Annotated in this window: 17 protein-coding genes; 14 read left to right on the top strand and 3 right to left on the bottom strand. The window is 66.0% G+C overall.

Going from position 1 to position 20,705, the window contains the following annotated elements:
* The 13 genes from GJ699_RS02995 to GJ699_RS02935 all read left to right on the top strand — a co-directional run.
* Positions 1–1,234, top strand: a 1,234-nt coding sequence (locus GJ699_RS02995) for a tetratricopeptide repeat protein (RefSeq protein WP_154372926.1), incomplete at its 5' end; no start/stop codon positions are given.
* Positions 1,235–1,238: 4 nt separating this feature from the next.
* The gene (locus tag GJ699_RS02990) at positions 1,239–2,942 is read left to right on the top strand and encodes a GspE/PulE family protein (RefSeq protein ID WP_154372924.1); all 1,704 of its coding nucleotides are present in this window, start codon (positions 1,239–1,241) and stop codon (positions 2,940–2,942) included.
* Complete coding sequence (locus tag GJ699_RS02985) at positions 2,942–4,144, top strand: type II secretion system F family protein (protein ID WP_154372922.1); 1,203 nt, start codon at positions 2,942–2,944, stop codon at positions 4,142–4,144. The genes GJ699_RS02990 and GJ699_RS02985 overlap by 1 nt, the downstream gene beginning before the upstream one ends.
* A gap of 7 nt (positions 4,145–4,151) precedes the next feature.
* A complete protein-coding gene (locus GJ699_RS02980; RefSeq protein ID WP_371867442.1) occupies positions 4,152–5,726 on the top strand; it encodes a hypothetical protein in 1,575 nt (524 codons plus the stop codon).
* The gene (locus GJ699_RS02975; RefSeq protein ID WP_154372920.1) at positions 5,723–6,403 is read left to right on the top strand and encodes a hypothetical protein; all 681 of its coding nucleotides are present in this window, start codon (positions 5,723–5,725) and stop codon (positions 6,401–6,403) included. The genes GJ699_RS02980 and GJ699_RS02975 overlap by 4 nt, the downstream gene beginning before the upstream one ends.
* Positions 6,400–6,882, top strand: a complete 483-nt coding sequence (locus GJ699_RS02970) for a hypothetical protein (protein WP_154372918.1) — start codon at positions 6,400–6,402, stop codon at positions 6,880–6,882. Before GJ699_RS02975 ends, GJ699_RS02970 begins: the two co-directional genes overlap by 4 nt.
* Positions 6,872–7,582, top strand: coding sequence for a type II secretion system protein (locus GJ699_RS02965; protein WP_154372916.1), 711 nt, complete (start codon positions 6,872–6,874; stop codon positions 7,580–7,582). The genes GJ699_RS02970 and GJ699_RS02965 overlap by 11 nt, the downstream gene beginning before the upstream one ends.
* On the top strand, positions 7,579–8,346 hold the full coding sequence (locus GJ699_RS02960) for an ABC transporter permease subunit (protein WP_154372914.1): 768 nt from the start codon (positions 7,579–7,581) through the stop codon (positions 8,344–8,346). The genes GJ699_RS02965 and GJ699_RS02960 overlap by 4 nt, the downstream gene beginning before the upstream one ends.
* An 8-nt stretch (positions 8,347–8,354) precedes the next feature.
* Entirely contained in the window at positions 8,355–9,086 is a 732-nt protein-coding gene (locus tag GJ699_RS02955) for a hypothetical protein (RefSeq protein WP_154372912.1), read from the top strand.
* Positions 9,087–9,128: 42 nt separating this feature from the next.
* Positions 9,129–9,692: a prepilin-type N-terminal cleavage/methylation domain-containing protein gene (locus GJ699_RS02950; RefSeq protein ID WP_154372910.1), complete on the top strand. Its 564-nt coding sequence runs from the start codon at positions 9,129–9,131 to the stop codon at positions 9,690–9,692.
* A 62-nt stretch (positions 9,693–9,754) separates the two neighbouring features.
* Positions 9,755–10,822, top strand: coding sequence for a phosphotransferase (locus GJ699_RS02945; protein ID WP_154372909.1), 1,068 nt, complete (start codon positions 9,755–9,757; stop codon positions 10,820–10,822).
* Between the two features lie 98 nt (positions 10,823–10,920).
* On the top strand, positions 10,921–15,447 hold the full coding sequence (locus GJ699_RS02940) for a response regulator (RefSeq protein WP_371867440.1): 4,527 nt from the start codon (positions 10,921–10,923) through the stop codon (positions 15,445–15,447).
* Entirely contained in the window at positions 15,444–16,370 is a 927-nt protein-coding gene (locus tag GJ699_RS02935) for a diguanylate cyclase domain-containing protein (protein WP_154372907.1), read from the top strand. Before GJ699_RS02940 ends, GJ699_RS02935 begins: the two co-directional genes overlap by 4 nt.
* 139 nt (positions 16,371–16,509) lie before the next feature.
* Here the strand turns inward: GJ699_RS02935 and GJ699_RS02930 are convergent, their stop codons facing one another.
* The 3 genes from GJ699_RS02930 to GJ699_RS02920 form a co-directional block, all read right to left on the bottom strand.
* A complete protein-coding gene (locus tag GJ699_RS02930; RefSeq protein ID WP_154372906.1) occupies positions 16,510–17,646 on the bottom strand; it encodes an acyl-CoA dehydrogenase family protein in 1,137 nt (378 codons plus the stop codon).
* Between the two features lie 10 nt (positions 17,647–17,656).
* Complete coding sequence (locus GJ699_RS02925) at positions 17,657–18,847, bottom strand: acyl-CoA dehydrogenase family protein (protein WP_154372904.1); 1,191 nt, start codon at positions 18,845–18,847, stop codon at positions 17,657–17,659.
* Between the two features lie 81 nt (positions 18,848–18,928).
* Entirely contained in the window at positions 18,929–19,381 is a 453-nt protein-coding gene (locus GJ699_RS02920) for a winged helix-turn-helix transcriptional regulator (RefSeq protein ID WP_154372902.1), read from the bottom strand.
* A 63-nt stretch (positions 19,382–19,444) separates the two neighbouring features.
* Here GJ699_RS02920 and GJ699_RS02915 point away from each other — a divergent pair, with 63 nt between their 5' ends.
* The gene (locus tag GJ699_RS02915) at positions 19,445–20,677 is read left to right on the top strand and encodes an MFS transporter (protein ID WP_229261905.1); all 1,233 of its coding nucleotides are present in this window, start codon (positions 19,445–19,447) and stop codon (positions 20,675–20,677) included.
* Positions 20,678–20,705: the final 28 nt, after the last annotated feature.

Genomic DNA, 20,705 nt, shown 5'->3' with positions numbered 1-20,705 from the left:
CGCCGAGGCTGTCACAGCGGCGGCAACGGCAGCGGCAAGCGCAACGCCTGGCCGCGCCAGCGGTAGCGCGCGTGCCGGCGGCAGCAACAATACCAGCAACACCAGCACACCGCCGGCCGGCGGCGCCAAAGCGGCTGCGGACGGTGCGGTGAACGCCGATAAAGCACGCTCGGCCGCGCGCGCGCGCTCACGCGCCGCAGCCACCGCCACCGCCCCCGCCGGACTGGATCCCGAACGCTTGCGCATATACGGCCTGGTCGCTTTGCTGGTGCTGGTGGTGGGCGGCCTGGGTCTGTATTACTGGCGCGCCCTCAGCGGCCCAGGCGCGGGCGCCGAGCTGCCGCCGATACCGATGCCGCCGGCCGGCGCGACCGGCGCCACGCCCGCCCAAACGGTTAGCGCCGCTCTCGCTGCCGGCGCGGCCCCAGCCGCTGGCGATGCGCAAGCCCAAGGCGCGGACGACCCGATGCTGGCGCCGCAAACCGGGGTCAACCGTGCCGCCCAGCAGGAACTGGAGCGTCGGGTAGCACAAACCGAGCAGGCATTGCAGGCCGCGGTTCAATCCATGCAAGCCGCCACCGCACCGCGCCCGGAACAATTGCCGCCGCTGGCGGCGCCCGACAACGGTGAAATCCGCGTCGCCCGCAGCCTGCAGCCATCACCGGTCGCGCCGGCGCTGGACAGCGCCTACCAGGCATTCAACAGCGGTGACACCGCTGGCGCGCAGCAACAATACGAGGCCGCGCTGGCCCAGGACCCCAACAACCGCGACGCCCTGCTGGGCGCCGCCCACGTTGCCGCGCGCCAGAATCAGAGCGACAAAGCCGCCGGCTACTACTTGCACCTGCTGGAACTGTCGCCCAACGACGCCGACGCCACCGCCGGCCTGGTCGGTCTGCGCCAGGGCGACAGCCGGCAGAGCGAAAACCGCCTCAAAGCCATCCTCAACAACAACCCCGACGCGGCGCCGGTGCTGTTCGCACTGGGCAATCTGTACGCCCAGCAGAGCCGCTGGCCGGAAGCCCAGCAAGCCTATTTCCGCGCCGTCGACGCCGCGCCCGACAATCCGGACTACGCCTACAACCTGGCAGTCGGCCTGGACCGGCTGAACCAGCCCAAACTGGCGCAGACCTATTACCAGCGCGCGCTGGCGCTGGCGCAGGACAAGGCGGTCGGCTTCGACCGCGCCGCGCTGCGCAAACGCCTGCATGAACTGAACACCGCCGGCCACTGAACACATGGCAGAACAAGCAAAACTCCCGCTCGGCAAACTGCTGATACAGAAGGGCATCATCAGCGAAGACCAGCTGCGCATCGCGCTGATCGAGCAAAAAAGCAATAACGAGCCGCTGGGCAAACTGTTGATCACGCTGGGCTTCGTCACCGAAGCCACGGTGCGCGAGGCGCTGTCGGAAAACCTCAACACCCAGAGCGCGGACCTGAACAGCCTGGTGGTCGACGCCATCGCACTGAAGCTGATTCCCAAGGACGTGGCCAAGCGCTACCGTGTGTTCCCTATCGTCTACGAGCGCGCCACCGACAACCTGATCCTGGCCATGTCCGACACCAGCAACATCGTCGCGCTGGACCAGATCAGCGCCATGCTGGTCAAGGGCATCACCATCAAGCCGCTGCTGGTCAACGAGTCCGACATCCAGCGCGCCATCGACCAGTACTACGGTTTCGAGTTGTCGATCGATGGCATCCTGCACGAAATCGAAACCGGCGAAGTCAATTACGCCAGCCTGGGCAGCACCTCGGACGAATACAGCCAGCCGATGGTGCGGCTGATCGACGCCATCCTGGCCGACGCGGTGCAGAACAGCGCCTCCGACCTGCACTTCGAGCCGGAGCAATCGTTCCTGCGCATCCGCTACCGCATCGACGGCATCCTGCGCCAGATCCGCAGCTTGCACAAATCCTACTGGCCGGCGATGGCGGTGCGGCTAAAGGTGATGTCGACCATGAACATCGCCGAAACGCGGGCGCCGCAGGACGGCCGCATCTCGATCAAGTTCAGCGGCCGCCAGATCGACTTCCGCGCCTCGGCACAACCGACCACGCACGGCGAAAACTTCGTGCTGCGGGTGCTGGACCGGCAGAAAGGCATCGTGCCACTGGATGGCCTCGGCCTGGGCGAGGAGGAACTGAGCCTGCTCAAGCTGATGATCGCCCGTCCCGACGGCGTGATCCTGGTGACCGGCCCCACCGGCTCCGGCAAGACCACCACGCTGTATTCGATCCTGAATCACATCAACACCGAAAGCGTCAACATCATGACGCTGGAAGACCCGGTCGAATACCCGATGAACATGATCCGCCAGACCTCGGTCAACGAGTCGGCCAAGATGGGCTTTGCCGAGGGCATCCGCTCGATGATGCGGCAAGACCCGGACGTGATCCTGGTCGGCGAAATCCGCGACAAGGAAACCGCCGACATGGCGTTCGCCGCCGCCATGACCGGCCACCAAGTGTATTCGACGCTGCACACCAATTCCGCGATCGGCGCCATTCCGCGCCTGCTGGACATTGGCGTGCTGGCCGACATCATGGCCGGCAACATCATCGGCATCATCGCCCAGCGCCTGGTGCGCAAGCTGTGCACCAGCTGCCGCGAGCCCCACCTGGCCGACGATATCGAACGCCAGTTGCTGGGTCTCAGCGAGGACAGCGGCCCGCAAACCCTGTATCGCCCGGTCGGCTGCGACAAGTGCGCGCACCAGGGTTACAAGGGCCGCATCGCCATCATCGAGCTGCTGAAAATGACGCCGGCGCTGGATGAATTGATCGCGCGCCGCGCCTCCACCCGCGAACTGAAAACCGCCGCCGCCGCCGGCGGCTTCCACAGCCTGATCGACGACGGCGTGCGCCGCGTGCTGGAAGGCGTGACCACGCTGGAGGAAGTCGGCCGCGTGGTGGATCTGACCGAAAGGCTGGGCTGATGCCGCAATATCTCTACCGCGCGATGGACGCCACCGGCCATATCCAGCCGGGCAATATGGATGCCGCCAACGAGCCGGATCTGGAGCTGCGCCTGCACCGCATGGGGCTGGACCTGATCGATTGCCGCGTTTCGCGCGCCAAGGTGATCGCCATCAAGCGCGTCATCACCCGCAAGGACTTGATCAACTTCTGCTTCCACATGGAGCAGATGACCGGCGCCGGCGTGCCGATTCTGGATGGCTTGAACGATCTGCGCGAAAGCATCGACCATCCGCGCTTCCGCGAGATGATCACCGGCCTGATCGAGAATATCGAGGGCGGCAAGCAGCTGTCGGCCGCCATGGCCGAATACCCGGAAGTGTTCGACCTCACCTTCACCAGCCTGATTACCGCCGGCGAGCAAAGCGGCAAGCTGGGCGAGGTGTTCAAGAATCTGTCGGAGACACTGAAGTGGCAGGACGAACTGGCCTCGCAGACCAGGAAAATCGTGATGTACCCGGCCGCCGTCGGCCTGTTTGTCACCGGCGTGATGTTCTTCCTGATGATCTACCTGGTGCCGCAGCTGACCTCCTTCGTCAAGAACATGGGCAATACGCTGCCACTGCACACCAAGGCGCTGATCTTCGTCTCCAATATTTTCATCAATTACTGGTATCTGATGATCGCCATACCGGTGGTGGGTTTCTTCGGCGCGCGCGCCTGGCTGGCGCGCAGCGAGCAGGCGCGCTACACCGCCGACGCCATGAAGCTGCGGGTGTGGATGGTGGGACCGGTGCTGCACAAGATCATTCTGGCGCGCTTCGCCACCTTCTTCGCCATGATGTACGCGTCCGGCATCACCATCCTCGAATGCATCCGCCTGTCCGAGGGCATCGTCGGCAACCGCGTGGTGGCGGCCGGGCTGCGCCGCGCCGCGCAGCAGATCTCCGAGGGCACCGGGATTACCGCCGCGTTCCAGAATACCGGCATCTTCCCGCCGCTGGTGATCCGCATGCTCAAGGTGGGCGAGTCGACCGGCGCGCTGGACGGCGCGCTGCATAACGTCAGCTACTTCTACAACCGCGAAGTGAAGGAGATGATCGAGAAAGTGCAGTCGATGATCGAACCGGCCATCACCGTGGTGCTGGGCGTGATGGTGGGCTGGATCATGCTGTCGGTGATGGGGCCGATTTACGATACGATCAGCAAGATCAGGACCTGAGGCCGCCGTGTTCACCAAACATTTACTCTATCTGACCAGCGACCAGCTATGTGCCTACGAATGGGCCGGCGGGCGGCTGATCGGCGGCACCTGCTTCGTCAACAACCGTGGCGGCATCGATGATTTCATGGACTACATCGACAGCCATCATCGCGCCGCGCCGGTCTATCTGATGACCGACTTGATCGAGGAAGACTTCCAGCGCGTGACCACGCCGCACGTGGGCGGCAGCGCCGGCCGCAAGCTGCTGCAGCGCCGCTTGCAGCAGCAGTACCGCGAGACGCCGTTCCGCCACCACGAAGTACAGGGCCGCGACGCCGACGGCCGCCGCGACGACCAGGTGTTGCTGTCAGCGCTGACCAATCCGTCGGCGGTGCAGCCGTGGGTGGAGGCATTGGAACAGCTGCGCATGCCGCTGGCCGGGCTGTATTCGACCACGCTGCTGAGCGAGGATCTGGTGCACAAGCTGCGCCTGCGCCAGGAACACCTGCTGCTGGTGACGCAGCAGTCGGCCGGCTGGCGCCAGAGCTACTTCCAGAAAGGCATGTTGAAGTTCTCGCGCCTGACGCCGGCCATCGACCGCGATGGCAATCCGGTCGACATCGGCGCCGAAACCGCCAAGACCCAGCAATTCCTGACCAGCCAGCGCCTGGTCGGCCGTGGCAATGTGCTGCACGCGCTGGCGATCGTGCCGGCCGCCGACAGCGCCGCGCTGGACGCGCAATGCGAGGATGGCGCGGAAACCGAGTTTCATTTCCTGACGCTGGAATCGGTGGCCGCCACCGTCGGCCTGAAGACCGAGGATGGCAAGGCGCGTGAGCTGGGCGCCCAGATGACCGAACCGCTGCTGCTGGCGATGCTGGCGCGGCGCGAACCGGCCAGCCATTATTCGCTGGGCGCCTGGCAGCGCTATTACAAACTGTGGCGGGCGCGGGTCAATCTGTATGCGATCAGCACCGCGCTGACGCTCAGTTGCGCGGCCTGGACCGGGCTCAATCTGTGGCAGCAGCACCAGGCCGAAGGCGACAGCGCGCGCCTGAACGCCGAGGCGACGCAGTTAGACCGGCGCTATCGCGCGGTGATGGCGGAAATGCCGCCGCGCGTGACCAGCACCGCCAATATGCGGGCGGCGGTCAGCGTCGAGCGCATGCTGGTCACGCAATCGGCCACGCCGCTGGGCATGGCCACCGTGGTCAGCCAGGCGCTGGAGGGTACGCCACAGATCCGTCTGCTGCAGCTGGACTGGAAGGTCGCCGTGCCGACCGCCGCCGCGCCGGCGCCGGGTCAGGATGAGACTCAGGCCGCGCCGATTTCATCGCTGGTGGCCGGGATTCCGACACGGGCGCCGCAGATCCTGGTGCTGGAGGCGGAAGTGAGTGGCGCGCAGGACGATTACCGCAACGCGGTCGATAGCATGAACCAGTTCGCGCAGGCGCTGGCACGGCACCCACGCATGACGGTGGAAGTGGAAACACCGCCGGTCGATACCCGTTCCTCGGTCAAGCTGAGCGGCAAGGCCGGCACCCAGGTGGCCGCGCCCGGCCACGCCAAATTCACATTGAACCTGGTGTGGAAGCCATGAACGCCAATCCGAAAAAGAAAGCCGCCACCACCATCGCGCTGCCCTACTGGGTCAACGAGTTTGGGTTGATACGCACCGCGACCTTGACGCTGCTGGGGGCGATCACCATCGCCACCACCGGCGTGCTGCTGAGCGAGGTGAAATTGCACGAGGCCGAGACGCAGCTGGAACAAAGCCAGCGCACGCGCGATGCCGCCAATTCGGTCTATGCGCAGGTGGACAACGAAAAGCGCGACATCCGCAACTTCCAGCAGCGTTTCATTGAACTGCGCCAGCGCGGCATGATAGGCGACGAACGCCGCCTGGATTGGCTGGACGCAATTCGTCAGACCCAGGAAAATCTCAAGCTACCGCCGCTCAGCTACGAAATCGAACCGCAGCAGCCGGTGCAGCTGGAAGCGCCGCTGGATCTGGGCGAGTTTCAGCTGCGCGGCAGTCGCATGCGGCTGCACATGGAACTGCTGCACGAGCTGGATCTGTTCAACTTCTTCCAGGATTTGCGTTCGCGCGGCTTTTACGCGGTGCAGGATTGCTCGATCAAGCGGCTGGGCGTGGTGGCGGGCACGCCGGGCGCGGCCACGCTGGGCGCCGACTGTACCTTGAACTGGATCACGCTGAATACCGCGCCCAAGGCGCCGCGCGTGGCGGCGCTGCCGCCGCCGAAAGGCAAATCATGATGCGGCGCGCAGCTGCGCTGCTGCTGGCAGCGCTGGCGACATCGCCGGTGCCGGCCGGCGCCCAGGTCAGCATGGGGCGTTTATTCTCGACGCCGGCCGAGCGCGCCGCCATGGAAACCGGCCGGGGCACCTCCGCCGCGCTGGCGCCCAACTCGCCAGGCCAGCAACCCGCACCTGGCACGCCAGGCGGTCCGCCCGCCGGCGCCATGCCGGACAACGGGCCACCGGGCGTGCCAGGTGCGGCAGGTGCCGCGCAAGGTGGCGCACCAGCAGCCGCGTCGACCCTGGTCATGAACGGCATCCTGCGGCGCGGCGACAACCAGACCACGGTATGGCTGAACAACTTGCCGCAACGCGGCAGCAGCACCACCACGCCAAACATCACCGTCACGCTGCCATCCGGCCGCAAGGTCACACTGAAGGCCGGCCAGCGCTACGATCTGAACGAAGGCCGCATCAAGGATGTCAATGAACCATAACCCCGCGCGCCGCCAGGCCGGCTTCACGCTGGTGGAAATCGCCATCGTGCTGCTGATCGTCGGCCTGATGATCGGCGGCCTGATCGCCCCGCTGTCGTCTCAGCTGGAGCAACGCCGCGTCAGCGACACCCGCCGCACCATGGACGAAGCGCGCGAAGCGCTGATGGGTTACGCGCTGCAAAACGGTTACCTGCCCTGCCCCGCCATCTCGTCCACCAACGGCCTGGAAGACCGCACCGGCAACGTCTGCAACAAACGCTATGGCTTCCTGCCCTGGGCCACCCTGGGCGTCGGCCGGCTGGATGGCTGGAACCGCTTGCTGGCCTACACCGTCACGCCAGCGTTTGCCGACTCCGCCACCCTGTTTACACTGAAGACCAAGCGCGACATCACCATCGCCACCCGCAGCATCAATGGCCAGTTGGTGGCCGCAACCGGCATGGCCGACATCCCGGCTGCCGTGATTTCGTTTGGCCACAATGGTTACGGCGCCATCAGCGACCAGAACACCGTGGTGGCCGACGCCGGCCAGGGCAATGCCGACGAAAAGACCAATCTGCAAAGCGACGGCACCGCACTGATCATGCGCGACACCGCCGAAGACGCGCGCGCTCCCGGCGGCGCCTTCGACGACATGATTATCTGGATCTCGCCGAACATCCTGTACAACCGCATGGTGGCGGCGCAACGCTTGCCATGATGCGCCCGGCACTAACCATCGCCCGCTACACGCTGCTGGAAGCGCTGCGCAACCGGCTGCTGTGGCTGTTGCTGCTGATGGCGGCCGGCGCGGTCGCGCTCAGCGGCTTTCTGAATGAACTGGCGCTGACCGAGAGCCGCCAGTTGCAGGCCGCGCTGATGGGCGCGCTGCTGCGGCTGGCGGCGGTGTTTTTGGTCGCCACCTTCGTCATCACCAGCATGGCGCGCGAGGCCAGCGACAAGGGACTGGAACTGCTGCTGGCCTTGCCGCTGCCGCGCGCCACCTACCTGGCCGGCAAGCTGGCCGGCTTCGGCGCGCTGGCGCTGCTGCCAGCGCTGCTGTTCGGCGGCCTGGGACTGTTTTTCGCACCGCCGGCGCAAGCCGCGCTGTGGGGTTTTTCGCTGCTGTGCGAATGCTGGATCGTGGCGGCGTTCAGCGTGTTGTGCATGCTGACCCTGAGCCAGGTGTTGCCGGCGCTGGCGGCGGCGTTCGCGTTTTATCTGCTGGCGCGCGTGATCGGCACGCTGCAATTGCTGGGACATGGCGCCGCCGGCGCGCACAGCGGCGGCCAGCAGGCACTTGACGCCGGCATCGACGGCCTGGCGCTGCTGCTGCCGCATCTGGATCAGTTCACGCGCAGCGACTGGCTGGTCTACCACAGCGGCAGCGGCGCCGACGCCGGCCTGGTGGCGGCGCAAACCGCTCTTTACGTGACGCTGCTGAGCGCCGCCGCGCTGTTCGACCTGCATCGTAAAAACATCTGAGGCCAGCGATGCGCGCCGCCCCACCGCCATCCACACAGCGCAGCGCGCCGCGCCACGTGCTGCTGGCAGTGCTGCTCGCGCTGGCGGCGCAGATCGGCTGGCAGGCCAAGCAGGCGTCGCCGCGCGCCCACGCACACGACCTGCCGCCAGCGCCCTCGCTGGCCGCGCTGCAACTGGCCGCGCTGGGCGATCCGGTGGCGCTGTCCAAAGCCACCATGCTGTACGTGCAGGGCTTCGACGAACAGGCCGGCGTCAGCATCGCCTGGCGCGAACTGGATTACGGCCGCGTCATCGGCTGGCTGCAGCGCGTGCTCGACCTCGACCCGCGCGGCCAGTACCCGCTGCTGGCGGCCAGCGAAGTGTATGGCGCCGTCACCGATCCGGTGCGGGCGCGCCAGATGCTGGACTTCGTCTACGCCCGCTACGCCGAAGACCCCAACCGCCGCTGGCCCTGGCTGGCCAATGCCGCGCTGGTGGCCAAGCACCGCTTGCACGATCTGCCGCTGGCACGCCGCTATGCCGCCGCCATCCGCCAACAAGCCACCGGTGCCGGCGTGCCGCCGTGGGCGCGCGAACTGGAAATCTTCATCGCGGAAGACATGAACGAGCGCGACGCCGCGCGCGCCCTGATCGGCGGCATGCTGCAAAGCGGCCAGATCACCGACCCGCACGAACTGCAGTTCCTGGCGCGACGGCTGGATCAACTCAACGCAGACCACAAGCAAGACCACAAGCCTTAGGCCGCTTGCTATACTACGCAAGTAAAACAGAAAGGAATTCATATGCGCCATCATCCTGTACGTCAACGCGGCTTTACCCTGGTGGAAATCGCCATCGTCCTGGTCATCATCGGCCTGCTGCTGGGTGGCGTCTTGAAAGGCCAGGGGCTGATCGATAGCGCCCGCGTCAAGAACATCATTCAGCAATCGACCTCGCTGACCGCCGCCGTCAACGCCTACCAGGATAAATTCCGCGCCCTGCCCGGCGACGATGTGCAAGGCACGTTGCACGCGCCCGGCGCCACCGGCAACGGCAATGGCGACGGCCAGATCTCCGAATACCTGCTGGCGCCGCAGCACCTGGCGCTGTCCGGCTTTATCACCGGCTCGTTCAACGGCACCACCGACTTCATGACCAGCGCCCAGGGCGGCGCGGTCTACATCTACAACGACGTGGTGGCCGGCCGCGGCGGCAACGGCGTACGCCTCGACAACCTGCCGGACTCGTTCGCCGAACAGGTCGATAGCAAGCTGGACGACGGCAAATACAACACCGGCTCGGTGCGCGCCACCAGCCCCTACACCAACAACGGCAGCGTGATCCAGCGCACCGCCGTGTTCTTCTGAGATTAAAAGCACAATCGTACTTTTTTAATCTAAAATGGCTGTCATACCTATAAGGAGACAGCATGTTTGAAGAATATATTGGTACCAAGGAGGTGTCGGCACGCCACCAGTTCGATACCGCCGCCCTCCACGCCTGGCTGCGCCAGCATGTGGACGGCTATCCGGACGGCGCGCTGACGGTGGCGCAGTTCAAGGGCGGCCAGTCCAACCCCACTTTCAAACTCAGCGTCGGCGGCCAGCACTACGTATTGCGCACCAAGCCGGCGCCGGCCGCCAAGCTGCTGCGGTCGGCGCACGCCATCGAACGCGAATACCGCGTCATGGACGCGCTGCAACAACACGGCTTCCCGGCCGCCCGCCAGTACGCGCTGTGCACCGATGAAAGCGTGATCGGGCGCGCCTTCTATGTGATGGAATTCGTCGAGGGCCGGGTGCTGTGGGACCAGTCGCTGCCCGGCATGACACCGGCCGAGCGCGCCGCCATCTACGATGAAATGAACCGCGTGATGGCCCGGCTGCACACGGTGGACTACGCCGCCATCGGCCTGGCCGACTACGGCAAGCCCGGCAACTACTTCGCGCGCCAGATCGAACGCTGGAGCAAACAATACCTGGCCTCGCAGACCGAGACCATCGCCGCCATGGACCAGCTGATCGCCTGGCTGCCGGCCCACATCCCGCCCGGTGACGACACCGCCATCGTGCATGGCGACTTCCGCCTCGACAACCTGCTGTTCCACCCGACCGAGCCACGCATTCTGGCGGTGCTGGACTGGGAACTGTCGACGCTGGGCCATCCGTTCGCCGACTTTTCCTACCACTGCATGAGCTGGCACATCCCGCCCGGCCAGTTCCGCGGCATCGCCGGGCTCGACCTGGCGGCGCTGGGCATCCCCAGCCAGCAGGACTACATCGCCCGCTATGCCGAACGGACCGGCAAGACGATCCAGCTGTCCGACTTCAATTTCTACCTGGCGTTCAATATGTTCCGGCTGGCGAGCATCATGCAAGGCATCATGAAACGCTATGTCGACGGCACCGCCGCCAGCGCCCAGGCGCTGGAATCGGGCCAGATGGCGCGCCCGATGGCCGAACTGGGCTGGACTTACGCCTGCGGCAAGCCGATCTGACACTGTGGCAAGCCGGGCGCGCCCCGGACAAAAGCCCTTTATGAAAACCCCGGCCTCAGCTACTATCGTGCTGCCAGCACCAGAGTGAGGCCAGAGGCGTGCCCGAGAACAAAAGCAAACAACTGCCATCCATCCGCTCGCAGATCATTCTGCTGGTGCTGGCCTGCGCGCTGCCAACAGTGCTCGGTTTTGCCTCGCTGATCAGCCAGTTCTACACCCACGAGCGTGAAGAACTCAAGGATGATGTGGTGCAGGCCGCGCGCGCGGTGGCCGCCTCCATCGACCGCGACCTGCTGCAAAGCCAGGGCGCGATCCAGGCGCTGGCCTATTCGCCCAGCCTGCGCAGCAACGACCTGAACGACCTGCGCCTGCAGGCTGGAGCGCTGCTGGGGCCGCAATTCCCGGCGTCGCAATTCATCTTGAGCGAGCTGAGCGGCAAAGTGGCGCTGAACATCGGCGCCCCGCTGCCCGATACCCTGAACCCGGTCAACAACGCGCGCCGGCTGGCGCCGGTGTTCCAGCACGGCCGCCAGCAGATGTCGGTGGTCATCGTTGAAAACAGCGCGCTGCTGGCGATCGACGTCCCGGTGTATATCGACAGCCGCGTGTTCTACACCCTGACCGCGCTGCTCAAGCCGGAGCGGCTGCCGCGCATCCTGCAGGACGAACACATCACCGCCGAACGCGCCATGACGCTGTTCGACCCGGCCGGCAACATCGTGGCCCAGGCCGGCGGGCCACGGCTGCTGCTGGGCAGTCCGGCCGATCCGGCGCTGCGCGCCCAGCTGCAGCGCGCGCCGGAGCAATTACTGGAAACCGAGGACGCGCGGGGCACGCCGGTGTACATGGGCTTGGCGCGGGCGCCGGTCAGCGGCGCCGTGGTCGGCATCGCCTCGCCACGCATCAACGCCGCGCGCGACTTGATCGGCGCGGTCTGGCTCAGCGTGCTGACCCTGCTGGCGGTGCTGCTGGCCGGCTTCGCGCTGACCTGGCTGGTCGGCGGCCGCCTGGCCCGTTCGATCCGGGCGCTGGTGGAGCCGGCACAGGCGCTGGCCGGCCGCCGCGCCCTGGTGCTGCCGGCCGCCACCTTCCGCGAGGCCGAGATGGTGACGCAGGCGCTGCAGGCGGTCGAGGGCGATCTGCGGCGCCACAGCCAGGAACTGGAAAGCCTGGTGGCCGAACGCACCAGCCAGCTGGAAAAGAACCGCGCCCAGCTGGAAACCCTGTACGCCACCGCCCCGGTCGGCCTGAGCTACGTGGACGCCGAGCTGCGGGTGCTGCGCATCAACGATTACCTGGCGGCGCTGAACCAGGAGCCGGCCATCGCCCACCTCGGCCGTCACATCGGCGACATGATTCCCGACGATCAGGTGCGGCGCCACGTGCTGGCCGACTACCGCGCCGTGCTGGAAAGCGGCAAGCCGCTGACCGGCTTGCAGCGCTCCGGCTATCCAGCCTCGTCGCCAGACCAGTTGCACCACTGGGTGCTGAGCTACTACCCGCAATTCGACACCAACGCCCGCATCATCGGCATCACCGCGCTGGTGCTGGACGTGACCGAGCACAAGCGCGTGGAAGTGGCGCTGCAGCGCTCGCGCCAGTTGCTCGGCTCGGTGGTGGAAAACATCCCGGCCATGATCTTCCTGAAAAACGCCGACGATCTCAGCTACGCGATGTTCAACCGCCATGGCGCGCAGATGCTGGGCACCAGCAGCGACCAGGTGGTCGGCAAGACCGACGCCCAGTTCATGTCGCCCGAGCAGGCCGAGGCGGCCCGCGCCGACGACCTGCGGGTGCTGGCCACCGCGCCCGGCGTGGTCAGCGAGGTCGCCGAGGAACCGCTGGCCACGCCCAAGGGCACGCGCTATCTGACCAGCCGCAAGGTGGCGCTGCGCGACGAACACGGCAAGCCGACCCACGTGCTGGGCATCGCGCTCGACATCACCGAGCGCAAGCAGGCCAAGGAAACGCTGCGCGCCACCGCCGAGCAACTGGCGGCCAGCGAGCATTTCGTCCGCACCGTGACCGACAACCTGCCCGGCATGGTGGCGTATTGGGACGCCGAACTGCGTTGCCGCTTCGCCAACCGCTATTTCCTCGACTGGCATGGCATGAGCAGCGCGCAGATGATCGGCGCCCACATGCCGCAGGTGGTCGGTCAGGCCCAATTCGACGAGGGCGCGCCGTATGTGGAAGCGGCGCTGGCCGGCCAGCCGCAGGGTTTCGCCAGCCGGCTGCAATGGCCGTCCGGCGAAAGCAGCCATACCTGGGTCAATTACATCCCCGATCTGGACGATACTGGCACTGTAAAGGGTTTCTTTGTGCTAGTCTCCGATGTGACTGAACTTAAGGAAACGGAATTGCACTTGCAGGAGCTGAACGAGGAACTGATCGTGGCGCGTGACCGCGCCGAAGCCGCCAGCCGCGCCAAAAGCGAGTTCCTGGCGAATATGAGCCACGAGATCCGCACCCCGATGAACGCGATTATTGGCCTGGCCCGGCTGCTGGAAGAAGCACCGCTGGCGCCGCGCGAACGCGGCTATCTGCACAAGATCCAGTTTGCCACCCAATCGCTGCTCAGCCTGGTGAACGATGTGCTCGACTTTTCGCGGGTGGAAGCCGGCCAGCTGGTGCTGGAACACGCGCCCTTCCATTTGCAGCACATCCTGGACAGCATCAGCGTCATGCTCAGCGGCAGCGCCAGCGACAAGGGCGTGGAGCTGGTGTACGACATCGACCCGGCCATGCCGACCGAGCTGGCGGGCGACCCGATGCGGCTGCAGCAGGTGCTGCTCAACCTGGTCAGCAACGCCATCAAGTTCACCGACCACGGCGAAGTGGTGCTGTCGGTGCGGCCGGCGGCCGGCGCGGCGCGTCCCGGCGACCAGGCGCTGCTGGTGGAATTCCGCGTGCGCGACACCGGCATCGGCATCGCGGCCGACAAGCAAGCCGGCATCTTCGACGCCTTCTCGCAGGCCGACAGCAGCACCAGCCGCAAATTCGGCGGCGCCGGGCTGGGACTGGCGATCTGCCGCCAGCTGGCCGACATGATGGGCGGCGCCATCAGCGTCGACAGCGCGCCCGACCATGGCGCCGAATTTTTGTTCGCCTGCCCGCTGGAATGCGGCACGCCGCTGGCGGCGACGCCGGCCGCACCGGCCGCCACCACGCTGTCGGTGCTGATCGTCGATGACAACGCCAGCGTGCGCCAGGCGCTGCAGGCCGCCGGCCGCAGCTTCGGCTGGCACACCGCGGTGGCGGCCGGCGCCGAACAGGCCCAGGCGCTGCTGCGGGAACGCGCCTACGACCTGCTGCTGCTGGACCGCGACATGCCCGGCACCGACGGTCCGACACTGCTGCAACAACTGCCGTCCGAGCTGGCGCTGCCGCCGGTGCTGATGATGACCTCGGAACACCGGGCCGCCGCGCTGGTGCAGCAAACCGCCGCGCTGGGCCTGGCCGGGGTGCTGGCCAAGCCGGTCAGCCCGGCGCGGCTGCTGGAGCGCGTCAACGCCCTGCTGGCCGGCGACCAGGCCACCGCCGGCATCCTGTCGCAGCTGGAGCATGTGCCGCTGCAGGGCCGGCTGCACGGCATGCGGGTGCTGCTGGTGGAAGACAATGAAATCAACCAGGAAGTGGCGGAATACATGTTGCAGCACGCCGGCGCCAGCGTCAAAGTGGCGGCCAACGGCCAGCTGGCGGTGGAACTGCTGGCGGCCGCGCCCGAGCGCTACGACGTGGTGCTGATGGACATCCAGATGCCGGTGATGAACGGTTACGACGCCACCCGCGAAATCCGCCGCCAGGGGCTGCTGACGCTGCCCATCATCGCGATGACCGCCAACGTGCTGGAAGACGACCGCCGCCGCGCCGCCGAAGCCGGCATGAACGCACACGTCGCCAAGCCGATCGACGTCGAGGAACTGATTACCGTGTTGACCCGGCTGGTGACGATTCGCGGCGCCGCGCGCGAAATGGTGGCGCCGGTGCCGGCCAAGGCGACGCCGCAGGCGCCGGCGGCCGCGCTGATGCCGCCGCTGTCGCCACTGCCCGGCATCGACGTCGAGGCCGCGCTGGCGCGGCTGGGCGGCAACCAGGAAGCGCTGATCAATCTGCTGAAGCGCTTTGAACGTTCGCAGGGTGGCGCCGTGGCCGAGGTCAAGTCGCTGCTGACCGGCGGCCAGCACGAGCTGGCGGCCCAGGTGCTGCACCGCTTGCGCGGGGTCGCCGCCAACCTGGGCGCGGCCGATGTGGCGCGCCTGACCGCCGCCGCCGAGGCCGCGCTGCGCGACCAGCACGCCGACACGCTGGCCATGCCGGCCGCGCTGAGCCGGCTGGAACAGGCGCTGGAACTGGTGACGCGCACCGCGCGCAATCTGGCCGCGCCGCGCTCGAACATTCCAACAAGCAACGAATCGCCACCCGATCTGCTGCAAAAACTAGCGGAACTGCAAAGTTTGCTTCAGAATAACAACCTGAAAGCACTGGAACACTTCCGGGCGTTGCGGCCGGCGCTGGGCACGGCCGAGCAGGCGCAAGCCCTGGGTGAAGCAGTGGAAACCCTCAACTTCAAGATCGCGCGCCAAATCGTGGAAGACCTGTTGCAACGGAAGGAAAGTGCATGAGCTGGACCGACCTGGCCAGGAACGGGCGCATCCTCGTGGTCGACGATGCGCTGGAAAATATCCAGATCCTGCACCATGCGCTGCGCGAGGAACACGAGGTGCTGTTCGCGCTGGATGGCGAGCAAGCGCTGCAGATCGCCTCCGAACAACAGCCGGACCTGATCCTGCTGGACGCGGTGATGCCTGGCATGGACGGGTTTGAAGTGGTGGCGGCGCTGCGCGCCTCGCCACGGCTGCAGGACATTCCGGTGATCTTCGTGACCGCGCTCAGCCAGCCGGAAGACGAGACCCGCGCGCTGGAAGCCGGCGCGGTCGACTTCATCAGCAAACCGTTCAATGTGGCGGTGGTGCGGGCGCGGGTGCGCAGCCAGCTGACCATCAAGCGCCAGGCCGACGCCATGCGCGAGCTCAGCATGTCCGATGGCCTGACCGGGGTCGCCAACCGCCGCAACTTCAACGACACCGTTGACGCCGAATGGCGCCGCTGCGCGCGCGCCGGGCTGCCGCTGTCGCTGATCATGATCGACATCGACCACTTCAAGCTGTACAACGACCACTACGGCCACCAGGCCGGCGACGCCTGCCTGCAGGTGATCGCCGCCGCCATGAAGGGCTGCGCCACGCGGCCGCAGGATTTGCTGGCGCGCTACGGCGGCGAGGAATTCATCCTGCTGCTGCCGCAGGAAGGACCGGACGGCACCGAGGTGATCGCCAACCGCATCCAGGACGAAGTGCGCAAGCTGGGCTTGCCGCACGCGGCCTCGCCGACCGCGTCGCAAGTGACGCTGAGCATGGGGCTGGCGACCGCCATGCCGCCGCTGGAAGGCAGCGAGCCCAGCCCGCTGATCCGCATCGCCGACGCCAACCTCTACCGCGCCAAACAGAGCGGCCGCAACCGCTACTGCATCAGCCTCGGCGCTTAAGCAGCCGCGCGGCGACGCTTGATGTACCGCCTGCCGCTGCGGCCCATGCTGAATTTGCCTGGCATGCGCCCTATGGATTCCGGCTTTCGCCGGAATGACTAAATCCGGCCTCTATCCTGGCGGGCCGAAATTAAGCAGCCTAGGCATGCTGCTGGAAGCCGCGCTGGGCGGTGAAGCGTTCCAGGTGGTGGTCGACGTCGCCCAAGGTCAGTTCGATCATCGTCAGGCGCTTGAAGTGGTGGGCCGCCGGCAGTTCGTCGGTGACGCCCATGCCGCCGTGTAGCTGGATCGCCTGCTGGCCGATGAACTTGGCCGCCTGGCCAACGCGCACCTTGGCCGCCGATGCCACCCGCCGCCGCTCCTCGGCATCGCAGGCCATGCGCGCCGCCACCAGCAACGCCATCGAACGCGCCTGTTCCAGATGGATGTACATGTCCGCCATGCGGTGCTGCAGCGCCTGAAAACCACCGATCGGCCGCCCGAACTGCTGACGCGTCTTCAAATATTCCAGCGTGGCGTTGAACAGCGCATCCATCGCCCCCACCGCTTCCGCGCACAGCAGGCTGACGCCGTAATCGGCGGCCTCGTCCAACAAGTCACATCCGCCGCCCAGCTTGCTCAGCAGCGCCGACGCCGGCACCGCGACGTGGTTGAACTGCACCGTCGCCGCGCGCTGGCCGTCGATGGTGCGGTAGTCGCGGATCACCACGCCCGGCGTTTCAACCGGCACCACGAACAAGCTGATGCCGTTGGTGTCGCGCTGGGTGCCGGCGCTGCGCGCGGACACGATCAGCGCATCGGCCTGGCCGCCGTGGATCACCACCGTCTTGGTGCCGTCTATGCGATAACCCTCGCCATTGATGCTGGCGATGGTCTTGATGTCGGCCAGATCGTGCCGCGCATGCTTTTCACCCAGCGCACACGCCAGCTTCAACTTACCCTGAGCGACATCTTCCAGCCGATGATGCTGATTGCCGGCCAGTTGCAAAAACTTGGCGCCCCACATGGTGGCGAAATACGGCTCAACCACCAGGCCACGTCCCAGCTCCTGCATCACCAGCAGCATATCGACCGCGCTGCCGTCGAAACCGCCCTGCGCTTCCGGAATCGGCAATGCCGTCATGCCCAGTTCCACCAGCGTATTCCAGGCCACATCCGACACCCCGCTGGCCGAGTGCACAATGCGCTGGCGCGCGTCGAAGCCGTAATCCTTGTCGACCCAGCGCCGCAACGCGTCGGCAAACTGCAGTTGCTCTTCCTTGAAATTGAAATCCATCGCCCCTCCGTTACAGGCCCAGAATCATCTGGGTGATGATATTTTTCTGTATCTCGTTCGAACCGCCGTAGATCGAGGTCTTGCGGAAGTTGAAGTAATAAGCGGTCAGCGGCGCGCCAGCATCGTCACCGGTGACGGCGTGGTCGGCCTTGCCTTCGAGGTAATCAGTGTCAAACGGCAGCGCGTCCGGGCCCAGCGCTTCCACCATCAGCTCGGTCAGCTGCTGCTGGATTTCCGAGCCGCGCACTTTCAGCATCGACGCTTCCGGCCCCGGCGCGTGGGATTCGCGCGTGATCACCCGCAGCACCGTGGTTTCCAGCGCCATCAGATCGATCTCCAGGCTGGCCACCTTGGCGGCAAACACCGGGTCCTGCATCAGCGGCTTGCCGTGCTTGTAGTGCTCGGAGGCCAGCTTCTTCAGGAACAACAACTCGCGCTTGGAGCGGCCGACCGCAGTGATGCCGGTGCGCTCGTGCCCCAGCAGATACTTGGCATAGGTCCAGCCCTTGTTTTCCTGGCCGATCAGGTTTAGCACCGGCACCTTGACGTTGTCGAAGAAGACCTCGTTCACCTCGTGGTCCTCATCCAGCATGACGATGGGACGCACCGTGATGCCCGGCGACTTCATGTCGATCAGCAAAAAGGAAATGCCCTCCTGCTTGCGCGCCGTATTGTCGGTGCGCACCAGGCAAAAGATCATGTCGGCGTGCTGGGCCAGCGTGGTCCAGGTCTTCTGGCCATTGACGATGTAATACTCGCCCACCCGCTCGGCGCTGGTTTTCAGCGACGCCAGGTCGGAGCCGGAACCGGGTTCGGAATAGCCCTGGCACCACCAGTCATCGCAATTGAGGATGCGCGGCAGGTAATGCGCCTTTTGTGCCTGATTGCCAAACGCCATGATCACCGGCGCCACCATGTTGACGCCAAACGGCAGGATAGGCGGGGTGCCGGCGCGGGCGCACTCTTCTTCCCAGATATGACGCTGGGTCGGGGTCCAGCCGGTGCCGCCGTACTCGACCGGCCAGGCCGGCGCGGCCCAGCCCTGGCGAGCGACGATCTGGTGCCAGCGCACGTAATCCTGGCGGCTCAGGCGCAAATGGTTGCGGACTTTTTTCTGCAGGTCGCTGGGCAGGTTGGCGTCTAAAAAAGCGCGTACCCCGTCACGAAATGCCAGATCCGCAGCCGTGTAAGTCAAATCCATGCTGTCTCCTTAAAAGCACGACCGTTCCAAATGATTGTACTCCCCTGCACTTTTATAGGGCGACGGAATGTAAGACTTTCTTCACTTCAATGTGACTTTTTTTACGACGGCGTGAGCGGGTTTCAAAACCTTACCTTCGTGATCGTGTGGATGCATGGCGGCGACGCGCTTGCCGCTGCCGGTTTCAACCAGCACCGAATGCGCTTCACCCGGCGCGAACAGGTGGCGCTCGCCCCACTGGCGCAGGGCGACGATGGCGGTGAACAGGCTTTCGCCTTTGGAAGTCAGCACGTATTCGTGATAGGCGCTGCCGTCGGACGCGGCCTGGGTGGCCAGCAGGCCGTGCTCGACCAGCGCGGCCAGGCGGTCGGCCAGAATATTGCGCGCCACGCCGAGGTTGCGCTGAAAGTCGCCGAAACGGCGGATGCCGTCCAACGCATCGCGGATGATCAGCATGGACCAGCGGTCGCCCACCAGGTCCAGCGCGCGCGCCACCGGGCAGGGATCGTGTTGCATGGTTTTACGTTGTGCCATGGTTGCATTTTAAAACTGGTTTACGGTATGGTGCAAGCAGTTTTGATTTGCAACCAGATGGAGATGATGATGCAATCGATGTCGCGCGCCCGGGTGGCGCTATTTGCCTGTGCCAGCGGCTTGAGCGTGGCCAATGTGTACTACGCCCAGCCGTTGCTGGATGCGCTGGCGGCGGAATTCGCGATCAGCCCCGGCGCCGTCGGCGGTATGGTCACCGCGACCCAGGTCGGCAGCGCGCTGGCCTTGCTGTCGCTGGTGCCACTGGGGGATATGCTGCCGAGGCGGCGTTTGATGCTGGCGCAGCTGACGGCATTGGCGGTGGCGCTGGCCTGTGTGTGCATGGCGCGCAGCGCTGGCATGGTCATGCTCGGCATGACGCTGGTCGGCATGCTGGGGACGGCCATGACACAGGGTTTGATCGCTTACGCGGCCAGCAGCGCCGCCGCCCACGAGCGCGGGCGGGTGGTCGGCGCGGCGCAAGGCGGTGTGGTGGCCGGACTACTGCTGGCGCGCGTGTTCGCCGGCGCCGTGGCCGATCTGGCCGGATGGCGCGCCGTGTACGGCGTCTCCTGTGTGCTGATGCTGCTGCTCGCTGCCACACTGCGGCGCGCGCTGCCCGTGCTGCCCGTGCTGCCCGTGCTGCCCGGCGGTGCCGGCACGCTGTCGGCCGGGCTGCGGCGCTACCTGCTCCTGCTGGGCTCGATGTTCACGCTGCTGCGCCGCAACCGCATGCTGCAGGTGCGCGGCGTGATCGCGCTGCTGATGTTCGCCGTCTTCAGCGCCTTCTGGAGCACGCTGGTATTCCTACTGTCCGCGCCGCCCTACCAGTACACGCACACGACGATAGGCGCGTTTGGCCTAGTCGGGCTGGCTGGCGCCATGGCCGCCGCAGGCGCCGGCCGCCGGGCCGATCAAGGCCGCGCGCAACAGACCAGCGCCGCCGCGCTAGTGTTGATGTTGCTGTCCTGGGCGCCGCTGGCACTGGCGCCCAGCTCGTTGATCGCCCTCATCGCCGGCGTACTGCTACTCGACCTCGGCGTGCAAGCCCTGCACGTCACCAACCAGAGCCTGATTCTGCACCACGCCAGCGCCACCCACGGCCGCCTGATCGGCGCCTACATGATGTTCTACGCCGCCGGCAGCGGCGCCGGCGCCCTGACCGCAACCACCATCTACGCCGCAGCCGGCTGGCACGGCGTCTGCGTACTGGGCGCCGCGCTCAGCCTGCTCGCCCTGTTTTTCTGGTGGATCACAAAGTGGCCAGTCCGGATTGCAAAAGTGGCCGGACCAATCTAGAATGGCCTGACCAAAATAAACGTTTAAC

It is taken from the genome of Duganella guangzhouensis (assembly GCF_009674535.1).
Classification (GTDB): Bacteria; Pseudomonadota; Gammaproteobacteria; order Burkholderiales; family Burkholderiaceae_D; genus Rugamonas; species Rugamonas guangzhouensis.
Note: the sequence above shows the minus strand (reverse complement) of the source record. Positions and strands in the feature narration are given on the sequence as shown.